This window comes from Klebsiella sp. CN_Kp073 (genome assembly GCF_040065495.2).
Taxonomy (GTDB): domain Bacteria; phylum Pseudomonadota; class Gammaproteobacteria; order Enterobacterales; family Enterobacteriaceae; genus Klebsiella; species Klebsiella aerogenes.
In genome coordinates, this window is sequence record NZ_CM198051.1 from 2,282,725 (window position 1) to 2,295,706 (window position 12,982).

Consider the following 12,982-nt stretch of genomic DNA (forward strand, 5'->3'; position numbering starts at 1 on the left):
ATTATTCACGCTTTTTACAGGCATGCATTAATGGAGGTTCAGTGGACGCGATTAAGGGCTCGGAGCTGAAAGTGCCGGACGCCATCTTTGCATGGGTGCTCGACGGGCAGGGCGGCGTAAAGCCGCTGGCTGATAACGATAATATCGATAAGAGCAATCCCTGCTGGCTACATCTCAATTATACCCATACTGACAGCGCCGACTGGTTAGCCGCCACGCCGCTGTTGCCGAATAACGTTCGCGACGCGCTGGCCGGGGAAAGTACGCGCCCGCGGGTGACGCGCATCGGCGACGGCGCGCTAATCACCTTGCGCTGTATTAACGGCAGCACCGATGAACGCCCCGATCAACTGGTGGCGATGCGTCTGTATATGGACGAGCGGCTGATCGTCTCCACCCGTCAGCGTAAAGTACTGGCGCTGGATGATGTGCTGGGCGATCTGCAGGAGGGCAACGGGCCGACGGATTGCGGTAGCTGGCTGGTGGAAATCTGCGATGCGTTGACCGATCACGCCAGCGAGTTTATTGAACAGCTGCACGACCGGATTATCGACCTTGAAGATGACCTGCTCGACCAGCAGGTGCCGCCGCGCGGTTTTCTGGCGTTGCTGCGTAAGCAGCTTATCGTGATGCGCCGCTATATGGCCCCGCAGCGCGATGTCTACGCCCGCCTCGCCAGTGAACGCCTGCCGTGGATGAGTGACGATCATCGTCGCCGGATGCAGGATATTGCCGACCGTCTTGGACGGGGGCTTGATGAGATTGACAGCTGTATTGCCCGCACGGCGATCATGAGCGATGAAATCGCACAGATTATGCAGGAGTCGCTGTCGCGGCGGACTTACACGATGTCGTTGATGGCGATGGTCTTTTTGCCCAGCACCTTCCTGACCGGGCTGTTTGGCGTCAACCTTGGCGGTATCCCGGGGAACAGCTGGCATCTTGGTTTTTCGATTTTTTGCGTAATGTTAGTTGTTCTAATTGGTGGTGTTACTTGGTGGTTACATCGTAGTAAATGGTTGTAAGAAATTGTCTTTACAGGCGATTTTGCCGTTGAAACCCCGGCAATATTTGAGCGAAATCAATAAACCTTCTACCCATTCAGGGCAATATCTCTCTCGCAGGTGAATGCAACGTCAAGCGATGGGCGTTGCGCTCCATATTGTCTTACTTCCTTTTTTGAATTACTGCATAGCACAATTGATTCGTACGACGCCGACTTTATTGAGTCGGCTTTTTTTTTGCCCTCTGCCAGCTAACTTCTACGCTTAAAGAATAGTCCTGTAAAGAGAGGGGATAAACTATGCGTAAAATGGCGCTATCATTGCAGTCGATACCCATCGGCCCTGAGCCTAACGATCCGGTGCCCGTTCCCGATCCGCGGCCTCGTCCACACCCGCTTCCCGACCCGCCGCCGGACGATGACCCGATTAAATTGTCGCATCAAGAGCGGAGATCTGCGAGGATACGCGCCTGCAGATTGTCCGCCCTTTAATGCGAGAAAACATTGTGACCGCTTTTTCAACACTGAACCTTTTGCCCGAAGCTCAACTGAACAACCTTAACGAACTGGGATACCACGCGATGACGCCGGTGCAGGCCGCCGCGTTGCCGGCAATCCTGGCAGGGAAGGATGTGCGCGTACAGGCGAAAACCGGCAGCGGTAAAACGGCGGCCTTTGGTCTGGGATTGCTGCAGCACGTTGACGCCGGTCTGTTCCAGACCCAGTCATTGATTCTGTGCCCGACCCGCGAACTGGCGGATCAGGTTGCTGGCGAACTGCGTCGCCTGGCGCGCTTTTTGCCAAATATTAAAATATTAACCCTCTGCGGCGGCCAGCCTTTCGGCGCCCAGCGCGATTCCTTACAGCATGCGCCGCATATTATTGTCGCCACGCCGGGTCGCCTGCTTGACCACCTGCAGAAGGGGACCGTGTCGCTGGATGCGCTGCAGACGCTGGTTATGGATGAAGCCGATCGCATGCTTGATATGGGCTTCAGCGATGCTATCGATGAAGTGATTCGTTATGCGCCGGCTTCGCGCCAGACTTTACTATTCTCCGCGACCTGGCCGGAAGCCATCGCTGCGATCAGCGGCCGGGTGCAGCGGGATCCGCAGACGATCGAAATCGATAGCGTTGATGCGCTGCCGTCTATTGAACAGCAGTTCTTCGACGTTTCGCAAAGCGGTAAAATCAAGCTGCTGCAAAAATTGCTCAGCCAGCATCAGCCGGCTTCCTGCGTGGTATTTTGTAATACTAAGCGCGATTGTCAGGCGGTGTGCGATGCATTGAACGCTGCCGGCCAGAGCGCGCTGTCTCTTCATGGCGACCTGGAACAGCGTGACCGCGATCAGACGTTGGTACGTTTTGCTAACGGTAGCGCCCGCGTACTGGTGGCGACCGATGTCGCGGCGCGCGGCCTGGATATCAAATCGCTGGAGCTGGTGGTTAACTTTGAACTGGCGTGGGATCCTGAAGTGCACGTCCACCGTATCGGGCGAACCGCCCGCGCAGGCGAAAGCGGCCTGGCGATTAGTTTCTGCGCGCCGGAAGAGGCGCAGCGCGCTAACATTCTTGCCGAAATGCTGCAGATCAAACTCAACTGGGCTAACGCGCCGGCGGGTAATCATATTGCGCCGCTGCAGGCGGAGATGGCGACCCTGTGTATCGATGGCGGTAAGAAGGCGAAGATGCGTCCGGGCGATGTGCTGGGGGCGTTAACTGGCGATATGGGGTTTGATGGCGCCGATATCGGTAAGATCAACGTTCATCCCGCGCATGTTTATGTCGCTATCCGCCAGGGCGTGGCGCAGAAGGCGTATAAGCAGTTGCAAAACGGCAAGATTAAAGGCAAGTCCTGCCGCGTACGTCTGCTGAAGTAAGGGGCGACAAGTGATGGTCTCCGGCGGTTGCCGGAGACGTGTTGCCTGTTATTTTACTTCAACCACATTCAGACGCAGTTCATCTAACTGAGCGTCTTCTTCTTCCGGCTGCCAGCCCGCAGGCTGCAGCGGGATCTCTTCGCGGTCAAAAGCCAGATCGCCGCCGTCAACCACCGCAGATCCGTGAGTGATGGATTTAAAATCAAACAGATTGACGTCGCTCAGGTGCGACGGCACCACGTTCTGCATTGCGCTAAACATGGTTTCGATACGGCCAGGATAGCGTTTATCCCAATCGCGCAGCATATCGGCGATCACCTGACGCTGCAGGTTAGGTTGGGATCCGCACAGGTTGCAAGGAATGATCGGGAAGCCTTTGGCCTGCGAGAAGCGTTCGATATCTTTTTCGCGGCAGTAGGCCAGCGGGCGGATAACGATATGCTTGCCGTCATCGCTCATTAGCTTCGGCGGCATACCTTTCATTTTGCCGCCGTAGAACATGTTGAGGAACAGCGTCTGCAGGATATCGTCGCGGTGATGGCCGAGCGCGATTTTGGTCGCGCCCAGTTCGGTCGCCGTACGGTAGAGAATGCCGCGGCGCAGACGAGAGCACAGTGAGCAAGTGGTTTTGCCTTCCGGGATTTTCTCTTTAACGATGCCGTAAGTGTTCTCTTCGACAATCTTATACTCAACGCCCAGCTGTTCCAGATACGCCGGCAGAATGTGCTCCGGGAAGCCCGGCTGTTTCTGATCGAGGTTAACGGCTACCAGCGAAAAAGAAATAGGCGCGCTTTTTTGCAGGCTGCGCAGAATTTCCAGCATGGTATAGCTGTCTTTGCCGCCCGAAAGACAGACCATAATACGGTCGCCATCTTCAATCATGTTGAAGTCGGCGATCGCCTCACCGACATTACGGCGCAGACGTTTCTGCAGCTTGTCGATGTTGTATTTTTCTTTTTTACTAATTTCTTGATTTTGCAGCATTTAATAGTGGCTCAATTCATAGTGTGGCATCAGAAGAGCACGCGTTGTGCCAGTCGCTGGAGCAATTCCCGCTGGCGCGTAGCAATGAGTGAGGTCTGATAGAAAACCGTGGCGTGTATGGTACGGATTCGGGGGGGCAATGTCAGCATCTTTCCGGCACTTTAATCCGCGAGGAGTAAAGATAATAAAGCCCGCCGGGCGGCGGGCTTGCGATTATCTGACGACCAGTACCGAGCACTCGGCATGGCGCACTACCGCCGCGGCGTTAGAGCCGAGCAGATAAGTGGTGATGTCCGGGCGATGCGAGGCGATAATGACCAGGTCGGCGGGCAGCGATTTAGCCAGCGCCAGGATCTTATCTTTTGGCGAGCCTTCGGCAACGTGGAAATGCATTCTGTCTTCCGGAATGGCGAAGCCTTTGGCTAATTCGCGCAGTTGCGCTTCCGATTCGGCGCGCAGTTCATCCATTGCCGGTAGTTCAGCGGTATAGGCCATACCCAGAGAGGCGTAGTAGGGTAGCGAAGGGATAACGGTGAGGAAATGCACCTGCGCGTCATCGACGCGTGCTTCGGATTCAACGTGGCGGATCACACGTTGAGTAAATTCTTTATCAGAAATATCGATGGGTACCAGAATCATTCTACTCATAAAACCTCCTGTTTTAATAACCACCAAAACAGTATGCCATCAGGATTGAGGTTCTGCTACTGCGTGAATCACAAATTGGTACGACAACCGGCAATTTATTGTTGGTTTAAGTGAAACGCCCGCCGTGAACGGCGGGCGCAAGCATTAGAACTGATATACCAGACCCAGTGCTACGATATTGTCGGTAGAAATACCGTTGTCTTTATAGAAGTCGTCATTGCCGTCGAGCAGGTTGATTTTGTAATCAACGTAGGTGGACATATTACGGTTGAAGTAATAGGTCGCGCCGACATCCATATATTTAACCAGGTCTTTATCAGAGTACTGGCCCATATAACTCAGGTCTTTGCCTTTGGATTGCAGGTAAGAGATCGCCGGACGCAGGCCAAAGTCGAACTGATATTGTGCGGTGACTTCAAAGTTCTGCGTCTTATTGGCGATACCACCGCCATGATCGCTGTTGGTAGAACCATATGGCGTCATATTACGGGTTTCAGAATACATAGTCGCCAGATAAACATTGTTGGCGTCATATTTTAGACCTGCAGTCCAGGCATCCGCTTTGTCGCCCTTGGCGTAGCGATCGCCAACAGTATAGTTTTGCTGGGCGTTTGTACGATCGGATGAAGTATATGCTGCCCCAGCGCTGATACCCATGCCTAAGTCATAGGTAGCGGACAGGCCATAGCCGTCGCCATTGTCATAGCGAATATCGCCATCGGTGCTGCGGTTATTGGTACCCACATTCATATCTTCAGTATTCTGGTTTTCGTTTTTACCCTGATACTGAAGCGCGAAGTTCAGGCCGTTAACCAGGCCGAAGAAATCGCTGTTACGATAGGTCGCGACACCGTTGGCGCGGCCGGTCATAAAGTTGTCGGACTGGGTATAAGAGTCGCCGCCGAACTCTGGTAGCATATCGGTCCAGGCTTCCACGTCGTACAGGACGCCGTAGTTACGGCCATAGTCGAATGAACCGTAGTCGCCCGCTTTGATCCCGGCGAATGCAAGACGGGTCCATGCCTGATCGCCGGAGCTTTCGGTGTTGTTGGCCTGAACGTTGTATTCCCACTGACCATAGCCGGTGAGCATATTGTTAATTTGCGTTTCACCTTTAAAGCCGAAACGCAGGTAGGTCTGGTCGCCGTCTTTGCTGGAGTCGCTGGAGAAATAATGTAAACCGTCTACCTTGCCGTAGAGATCTAATTTGTTGCCATCTTTATTATAAATTTCTGCCGCGTGAGCAGCGCCGGCAGCCAATAATGCCGGGATAACCAATGCCAGTGCTTTTCTTTTCATTTGGATATTCCTTTAACTATTTTTGTTTTAACTTCCTGGGTGGAAGTACGGCCATGCTAAAGGAGCGCATTCTGATATGATAAGTATCAATTGTTACAATATAAGTAAATTCTAAAGTAAATAAATATACAGTAATGATAATTTTCCGCATGAATGGTTTGCGGGTAAATATATAAAATAAAAATTATACAATACAGATTGAATATCGTATTCTGACTGCGTTATATGCCTTTATTGTCATTGAATCCTTATATTGTTGCCGTCTCATTCATATTGAATGATTAATTTGTCGGAAAATGACAAGCCCGAATAGATTTACTATTCGGGCTTTTTTTATAGCACCGGATTTGCGTCAGCCGGTTTAGCTTTCGGTTGTCGGTTTCTCCGCTTTACCTGCCAGCTGGGCCAGGAAGTCATAGCGTTTTTGTAGGTCGGCGGCCGCGTCTTTCCACAACTGCTCGGCAACTTCCGGCTGCTGGGCGTTCAGGCGGCGGAAGCGTTGCTCGTTGAGCAGCGTCTCAGCCAGCGCGTCTGACGGCGGGCGCGAGTCAAGCGCCAGCGGCAGCTTACCTTCATCGGCGCGACGCGGGTCGAAGCGGTACAGCGGCCAGAAGCCGGTTGCCGTCAATTGGCGCATCTGGTCATGGCTTAGCGCCAGGTCGTAACCGTGCTCCTCACACGGGCTATAGGCGATAATCAACGAAGGACCCGGATAGGCTTCCGCTTCCTGAATGGCTTTCACCGTCTGGTTAAGCTGCGCGCCGAGCGAAATCTGCGCCACATAGACATGACCGTACATCATCATGCTCACGCCGAGATCTTTGCGTGCCTTACGTTTGCCGTGCTCGCCAAACTTGGTGACCGCGCCGAGCGGCGTCGCCTTCGATGCCTGCCCGCCGGTGTTAGAATAACACTGGGTATCGAGTACCAGGATATTGACGTTTTCCGTCAGGCTCAACACGTGGTCAAGGCCGCCAAAGCCAATATCATAGGCCCAGCCATCACCGCCGATAAGCCAGACCGATTTCTCAACTAAAGCATCCGCATCGGTGAGCAGCTCTTCGGCTCCGGCGACGCCCGTCAGCGCCTGACGCAGCTCGGCGACCTGTTCGCGGCGCGCTTCCGGCGACGCTTGCGCATGTAGCGCGGCATTCAGTTCAGTCGGCAGCTTATCGGCAAATTCGCTCAACAGCCGCATTACGCGCTGGCGGTGTTGATCGACGGTTAAGCGGAAGCCCAGGCCGAATTCGGCGTTGTCTTCAAACAACGAGTTGGCCCACGCCGGACCGCGGCCGTTAGCGTCAGTGGTATAAGGCGTTGAGGGGAGGTTGCCGCCGTAAATAGAGGAACAGCCGGTGGCGTTGGCAATCAACATCCGATCGCCATACAGCTGGGTCAACAGTTTGATGTACGGCGTTTCGCCGCAGCCGGAGCAGGCGCCGGAGTATTCAAACAGCGGACTAATCAGCTGCGAGGTACGAATATCAATGCGCTCAAGTTTCGTGCGATCGATTTCCGGCAGGTTGAGGAAGTAATCATAATTGACTTTCTCTTCTTCAACGTGCTCAAGGCGTGACATCATATTGATGGCCTTGATGTCCGGATTCTGGCGATCTTTCGCCGGACACACTTCGACGCACAGGTTGCAGCCGGTGCAATCTTCCGGCGCGACCTGCAGAACGTACTTCTGCCCGCGCATATCGCGTGATTTCACATCCAGCGAGTGCAGGCTGGCAGGGGCGTTTTCCATCTCTTGCGGTGAGACCACTTTGGCGCGGATTGCCGAATGCGGACAGGCGGCGACGCAGTGGTTGCACTGGGTGCACAGCTCCTCCTTCCAGATAGGGATCTCTTCGGCAATGTTGCGTTTTTCCCAACGGGTTGTGCCCATGGGCCAGGTACCATCTGGCGGCAGCGCGGAGACCGGCAGCGCATCGCCAAGACCGGCAAGCATCGCCGCGGTGACGGTTTTGACAAAGTCCGGCGCGGCATCGGAGACCACTGGCGGACGATTAGGGCTGCTGGCGTTAACCGGCTGCAGCGGCACTTCCGCCAGCGATTCGCGGGCCAGCGCCAGCGCCTGCCAGTTGCGTTCCACCAGCTCCTGACCTTTACTGCTATAACTTTTGGCAATCGCACCCTGCAGTTCGGCCAGCGCGCTGTCGCCCGGCAGGATTTGGGTTAAATGGAAAAAAGCCATCTGCATAACGGTGTTGATGCGCGCGCCAAGGCTGCACTCGCGGGCGATTTTCGCTGCGTTAACCACATAAAAGCGCGCTTGCTTTTGATTCAGCGCGGCCTGTACTTCCTGCGGCAGGCGGGACCATACCTCATCAGCGCTGTAGGGCGTATTGAGCAGGAAAATGCCGCCGGGCTTCAACCGCTCTACCATCTGATATTTATCGATAAATTGCAGCTGGTGGCAGCCAACGAAATCGGCCTGCGAGATCAGATACGACGAGCGGATCGGTTTTTCGCTAACGCGCAGGTGCGAGACGGTCAGGCCGCCGGCCTTCTTCGAATCATAGACAAAATAGCCCTGCGAGAACCACGGCGTGGAGTTGCCGATAATCTTGATATTGTTTTTGGTCGCCGAGACGCTACCGTCGCTGCCGAGGCCGTAAAACAGCGCTTCCAGCTTCGCTTCCGCAGGTAACGTGTTTTCCCCCAGCGGCAGCGAAAGGTTCGTCACATCATCGTAAATGCCAACGGTAAAACGAGGCTTGGGCTGTGCGGCTTGTAATTCATTGAAGATAGCCAGCACGCATTCCGGGCCAAACTCTTTGGACGAGAGACCATAACGGCCGCCAATAGTACGCGGTAGCGTTTCGCGCTCGCCGCGGTTGAAGGCTTCCGCCAGTGCGGTCATTACATCGAGGTATAGCGGTTCGGCCAGCGCGCCGGGTTCTTTGGTGCGATCCAATACGGCAACCGCGCGGGCGCTTTCCGGTAAGGCCTGCAGCAGATGTGCGGCGGAGAACGGGCGATAGAGGCGAACTTTCAGCACGCCGACTTTTTCCCCACGGCTCAGCAGTTCATCAACGACCTCTTCACAGGTACCGATAGCGGACCCCATGATGACAATAACCCGCTCTGCCTGCGGATGACCGTAAAACTCGAACGGTTTGTACTGGCGACCGGTTGCGGCGGCGAAATTATTCATCGCCGTTTCAACGTGCTCGTACACCGCGTCGTACCACGGGTTGGTTGCTTCACGGGACTGGAAGTAGGTGTCCGGATTGGCGGAGGTGCCGCGAATGACCGGATGCTCCGGGTTAAGGGCGCGTTGGCGATGCTCGGCGATTTTATCCTGCGGCAGTAGGGAACGAATGGTGTCATCCGCCAGCGGAGCGATTTTGTTGATTTCGTGCGAGGTGCGGAACCCATCAAAGAAATGAATAAACGGCACGCGGCTTTGCAGTGTGGCGATATGGGAAATCAGCGCGAAGTCCTGCGCTTCCTGGACGCTGCTGGCGCAGAGCATCGCGCAGCCGGTCTGACGCACGGCCATCACGTCGGAATGATCGCCGAAAATTGACAGCGCATGAGTGGCGACGGTACGGGCGGCGACATGCAGGACAAAGGGCATCAACTGGCCGGCCAGCTTGTACAGCGTCGGGATCATCAGCAGCAGGCCCTGCGATGACGTAAAGGAAGTGGAAAGGGCGCCGGTCTGCAGCGCGCCGTGCACGGCGCCGATAGCCCCGGCTTCCGACTGCATTTCGACCACGCGGGGGACGTCCCCCCAGACGTTTTTCAGCCCATCGCCAGACCAGGCGTCGGCCTGCTCCGCCATCGTTGAACTGGGCGTAATCGGGTAGATGGCGATAACTTCACTCGTGCGAAACGCGACTGAAGCGACCGCGCCATTACCGTCAATCGTAATCATAAGAAGACACCCTTACATTGCGCAAAAAGAAGGGACTCGTGAAACGGCGACGAGTCCTGTTGTTATTTCCATATTTTAGCAAACGCCCGCCGCGACCATTTTCGCATTTGTGTCCTTGGGAATGTCCTTATCTATGTTTGGATCAATTTTTTGGCGGAAAAACAGAAAAGTGGCTGGCCAGAGGGCTCAAAAGGTAGTGACGGATACCGGCGATGCATCGCTTAAACAAAGCAAAATATATTTTTAAATTTAATAGCTTTTAGCCAACCGGCAATCGCGTGCTATTTATTTGCTGCGGTGAATTCCCCTCTGCGGCGGAGCGTTCAGTTCAGTTCCCTGTTGGCGAAAATTAGCACGCGAATTAGCTCGAACTGGCTAATTCACCGGGAGGCACCCGGCACCGCAATCATCATGTGCAAACTATGCCGCCCGGTCGCTGCAACCGTGATTTTTTCGTCGGGAAAATATTTCGGGCTGGGATGAAAAGCGCGCTGGTAAGGCGCTTTGCCTGCCGAGATCAAGCTTTAAGCGGAAAATTTGCTAGAAAATGTTAATGAGGCGCATAAATACGTATTTCGCCTCTCGACGGCAGGCGCTGCGCTGCCTATTATTCTTGAGTTTGTTTATTCTAAGATGTTTCTGAAAGGGGGAGAGGATGCGAGCTGCGTTTTTAGTGGGGTGCGCTGCGTTATTACTGTCGGCTTGTAGCAACGAGCCGGTGCAACAAGCCACTGCGGCACACGTACCGCCCGGCATGCGCGCGGCGATGAGCGACAGCGGCCAGGCGAATTGCGCGATGGTTGGCGGTTCATTATCCGTCGCCCGCCAGCTTGATGGCAGCGCTATTGGCATGTGCGCACTACCGAATGGTAAACGCTGCAGCGAGCAGGCATTAGCGGGCGGAAGCTGCGGAAACTACTAATACGCAACGCGTCTCGCTACATTAAATCGGCGAGTTTATACACCAGTGATTGGTCGGCGGTCGCCAGCGTGAGCTGATTCTCCGTCAGATCGACCTGCGCGCCATCGCGCAGCATTTTGCTGAGGGTATTATCCAGCGCGTTCCGTTGCGGATCCGCGCACAGCTTACGCGTCATCGCCAGCTGTTCAACTTTTAGCTCGCCGTCAGACAGCTTGCCCTGGCCGCTGAAGCCGTTGCACATCGTGCCTGACACATACATTTTTTCGCCGAAGCTAATTTCCGGCGGCGGCGTCTGGCCTGTCGGTAGCGCCTGGCCGTTAACGCTGGTCAGCACAAAACGGTGATGTTGCAGTTGTTCGGCATTGGTAGAAACTTTGCTGTTGTATACGCAGCCCGATAGCAGCATTCCCGCCGCCAGCAGTGCAGCAAACTTATTCATTCGTACTCCAAAACATTTGTCATATCAATAAAACGAAAAACAGTGTAACTGTAATGCAGGCAGGATCTGTGGGGATTGTCTGAATGTGCCCCCCGCTAACGGGGAGCACAAAAGGGGAAAGAAGCTTAGACCAGCGCGTTCGGACAGGTTTCGCCCTTAGCAACCTGCTGAAGATTACTCAACGTTGTTTCGGAAATACCGATCAGCGCTTCAGCCGTCAGGAACGCCTGGTGGCCGGTAAACAACACGTTGTGGCAGGCGGAGAGCCGGCGGAACACGTCATCCTGAATGACATCGTTCGATTTATCTTCAAAGAACAGATCGCGTTCATTTTCATACACGTCCATTCCCAGCGCGCCGATTTTCTGATGCTTCAGCGCGTCGATAGCCGCTTGAGAATCGATTAGCGCGCCGCGGCTGGTATTAATGACCATCACGCCGTCTTTCATCTGATCGAAGGCTGCCTGATTGAGCAGGTGATAGTTTTCGTCGGTAAGCGGGCAGTGCAGCGAGATAACGTCGGACTGCGCGTACAGCGTCGGCAGGTCGACATATTCAACGCCGAGATCCAGCGCCGCCGCGCTCGGATAGGGATCAAACGCCAGCAGGCGCATACCGAAACCTTTAAGGATCCGCAGCGTCGCGACGCCGATTTTGCCGGTGCCGATCACTCCCGCGGTTTTACCGTACATCGTGAAGCCGGTCAGCCCTTCCAGCGAGAAGTTGGCATCGCGGGTACGTTGGTAAGCACGGTGGATACGGCGGTTCAGGGACATCATCATACCGATAGCGTGTTCTGCTACGGCTTCCGGCGAGTAGGCCGGAACGCGCACGACGCGCAGACCCAGCTCTTTAGCAGCGTCAAGATCGACGTTGTTAAACCCGGCGCAGCGCAGCGCGATGTATTTCACGCCGTGGGCTTTCAGCTCTTCCAGCACCGGACGGCTACCGTCGTCGTTAACGAAGATACATACCGCTTCACAACCGTTGGCCGTTTTTGCGGTCTTTTCGGTCAGCAGGAAGTCGAAAAATTCCAGTTCAAAGCCGTATGCGTCGTTAACATGCTGCAGATACTTTTTATCGTACTGCTTGGTACTATAAACAGCGATTTTCATAAGGCTTTCCTCTAGTGATAATACCGTCACGGTAGCATAATTAAAATAATCTTACAAATATTAAAAATTAGTTTAATCATCAGGTTATGATATTAATTCTAGAGCATATCGCAGTCTTAAGAAATCTCTTTAAAAGACAATACGTTTCACCAAAAACTAAGGCTAAATGCTCCCGGCGCCAGCAGGATAAATGGCCAGAGTAAACCCGATGCAACGTTGGCCACCTGAAAACGCCATAGCGGCGTACCGCTGGCGCCGGTAACCAGCGGTAACGTTGCTCGCAGCGGCGACAGAAAGCGGCTAAAGAATACCGCCCAACCGCCGTGACGGCGCAGGAATAGCTGGCTGCGCAGCACTCGTTCGGCGCTGAGCCAGCGCAGACGCTGCAGATGATGCTGATAGCGACGGCCAATTTGCCATGAGAGCCAGAATCCGCCGATTGCGCCGAGGCTGGCGCTTAGCCACATTAGCAAGAAATGACCGATACTGGTTGACGCCAACGCCCCGAGCACCAGCAAACCGGAGGTCCCGGGGATCACAAAAGAGATGAGGGCGCAGGATTTACTGAAGGTCAGCAGGAAAACAATCAGTAATACCAATGAATAGTGGCTCTGCGCGCGTTCGATCAGCGAGATAATGAGCTCCACGGAATAACGGCTCCTTATTACCTGTTTTTCCAAGTGTCGCAGGCATAATTTAAACGAAGACTAAATATTTTTTCAGCAGAAATGAGTGCGGCTATCCTTAATCTGGACGTTAACTTTCACTCGCGGGTCGAACGTGCCACAATAGGCGCTTATCGG

At 54.3% G+C, this 12,982-nt stretch carries 11 protein-coding genes; 4 read left to right on the forward strand and 7 right to left on the reverse strand.

Annotation, left to right across the window (positions count from 1 at the left end; all coding sequences use genetic code 11):
• Positions 1 to 41 precede the first annotated feature (41 nt).
• The 3 genes from zntB to dbpA all read left to right on the forward strand — a co-directional run bounded on the left by zntB (position 42) and on the right by dbpA (position 2,883).
• Positions 42 to 1,025: a zinc transporter ZntB gene (zntB, locus tag ABLV66_RS10985; RefSeq protein WP_045397470.1), complete on the forward strand. Its 984-nt coding sequence runs from the start codon at positions 42 to 44 to the stop codon at positions 1,023 to 1,025.
• Positions 1,026 to 1,312: 287 nt separating this feature from the next.
• A complete protein-coding gene (gene ynaL / locus ABLV66_RS10990) occupies positions 1,313 to 1,495 on the forward strand; it encodes a proline-rich small protein YnaL (protein WP_071596126.1) in 183 nt (60 codons plus the stop codon).
• 14 nt (positions 1,496 to 1,509) lie between these two features.
• On the forward strand, positions 1,510 to 2,883 hold the full coding sequence (dbpA, locus tag ABLV66_RS10995; protein ID WP_348876724.1) for an ATP-dependent RNA helicase DbpA: 1,374 nt from the start codon (positions 1,510 to 1,512) through the stop codon (positions 2,881 to 2,883).
• A 48-nt stretch (positions 2,884 to 2,931) separates the two neighbouring features.
• On the opposite strand, the gene ttcA is transcribed toward dbpA, so the two are convergent.
• The 4 genes from ttcA to nifJ form a co-directional block, all read right to left on the reverse strand.
• Entirely contained in the window at positions 2,932 to 3,867 is a 936-nt protein-coding gene (gene ttcA / locus ABLV66_RS11000) for a tRNA 2-thiocytidine(32) synthetase TtcA (RefSeq protein ID WP_015366315.1), read from the reverse strand.
• A gap of 213 nt (positions 3,868 to 4,080) precedes the next feature.
• Positions 4,081 to 4,515 carry a universal stress protein UspF gene (gene uspF, locus ABLV66_RS11005; RefSeq protein WP_015366316.1) on the reverse strand — a complete coding sequence of 145 codons (435 nt, stop codon included), beginning with the start codon at positions 4,513 to 4,515 and terminating at the stop codon, positions 4,081 to 4,083.
• A gap of 144 nt (positions 4,516 to 4,659) precedes the next feature.
• Positions 4,660 to 5,814 carry a porin OmpC gene (gene ompC, locus ABLV66_RS11010; RefSeq protein ID WP_047048936.1) on the reverse strand — a complete coding sequence of 385 codons (1,155 nt, stop codon included), beginning with the start codon at positions 5,812 to 5,814 and terminating at the stop codon, positions 4,660 to 4,662.
• A gap of 361 nt (positions 5,815 to 6,175) precedes the next feature.
• The gene (gene nifJ, locus ABLV66_RS11015; RefSeq protein WP_348876723.1) at positions 6,176 to 9,703 is read right to left on the reverse strand and encodes a pyruvate:ferredoxin (flavodoxin) oxidoreductase; all 3,528 of its coding nucleotides are present in this window, start codon (positions 9,701 to 9,703) and stop codon (positions 6,176 to 6,178) included.
• A gap of 655 nt (positions 9,704 to 10,358) precedes the next feature.
• On the opposite strand from nifJ, the gene ABLV66_RS11020 reads away from it, so the two are divergent.
• The gene (locus tag ABLV66_RS11020) at positions 10,359 to 10,625 is read left to right on the forward strand and encodes a putative hemolysin (RefSeq protein WP_032711780.1); all 267 of its coding nucleotides are present in this window, start codon (positions 10,359 to 10,361) and stop codon (positions 10,623 to 10,625) included.
• Positions 10,626 to 10,641: 16 nt separating this feature from the next.
• Here the strand turns inward: ABLV66_RS11020 and hslJ are convergent, their stop codons facing one another.
• From hslJ to ABLV66_RS11035, 3 genes are all read right to left on the reverse strand, one after another.
• The gene (gene hslJ / locus ABLV66_RS11025; RefSeq protein WP_032711779.1) at positions 10,642 to 11,064 is read right to left on the reverse strand and encodes a heat shock protein HslJ; all 423 of its coding nucleotides are present in this window, start codon (positions 11,062 to 11,064) and stop codon (positions 10,642 to 10,644) included.
• 125 nt (positions 11,065 to 11,189) lie between these two features.
• A complete protein-coding gene (locus ABLV66_RS11030) occupies positions 11,190 to 12,179 on the reverse strand; it encodes a 2-hydroxyacid dehydrogenase (RefSeq protein WP_032711778.1) in 990 nt (329 codons plus the stop codon).
• A gap of 146 nt (positions 12,180 to 12,325) precedes the next feature.
• Positions 12,326 to 12,826, reverse strand: coding sequence for a DedA family protein (locus tag ABLV66_RS11035; RefSeq protein WP_348876722.1), 501 nt, complete (start codon positions 12,824 to 12,826; stop codon positions 12,326 to 12,328).
• Positions 12,827 to 12,982: the final 156 nt, after the last annotated feature.

Bases quoted from the DNA above. Each gene is read 5' to 3' on its own strand.
- ABLV66_RS11020 (WP_032711780.1), top strand. From the start codon at position 10,359: ATGCGAGCTGCGTTTTTAGTGGGGTGCGCTGCGTTATTACTGTCGGCT.
- ABLV66_RS11030 (WP_032711778.1), bottom strand. From the start codon at position 12,179: ATGAAAATCGCTGTTTATAGTACCAAGCAGTACGATAAAAAGTATCTG.
- ttcA (WP_015366315.1), bottom strand. From the start codon at position 3,867: ATGCTGCAAAATCAAGAAATTAGTAAAAAAGAAAAATACAACATCGAC.
- ynaL (WP_071596126.1), top strand. From the start codon at position 1,313: ATGGCGCTATCATTGCAGTCGATACCCATCGGCCCTGAGCCTAACGAT.
- uspF (WP_015366316.1), bottom strand. From the start codon at position 4,515: ATGAGTAGAATGATTCTGGTACCCATCGATATTTCTGATAAAGAATTT.
- nifJ (WP_348876723.1), bottom strand. From the start codon at position 9,703: ATGATTACGATTGACGGTAATGGCGCGGTCGCTTCAGTCGCGTTTCGC.
- hslJ (WP_032711779.1), bottom strand. From the start codon at position 11,064: ATGAATAAGTTTGCTGCACTGCTGGCGGCGGGAATGCTGCTATCGGGC.
- ompC (WP_047048936.1), bottom strand. From the start codon at position 5,814: ATGAAAAGAAAAGCACTGGCATTGGTTATCCCGGCATTATTGGCTGCC.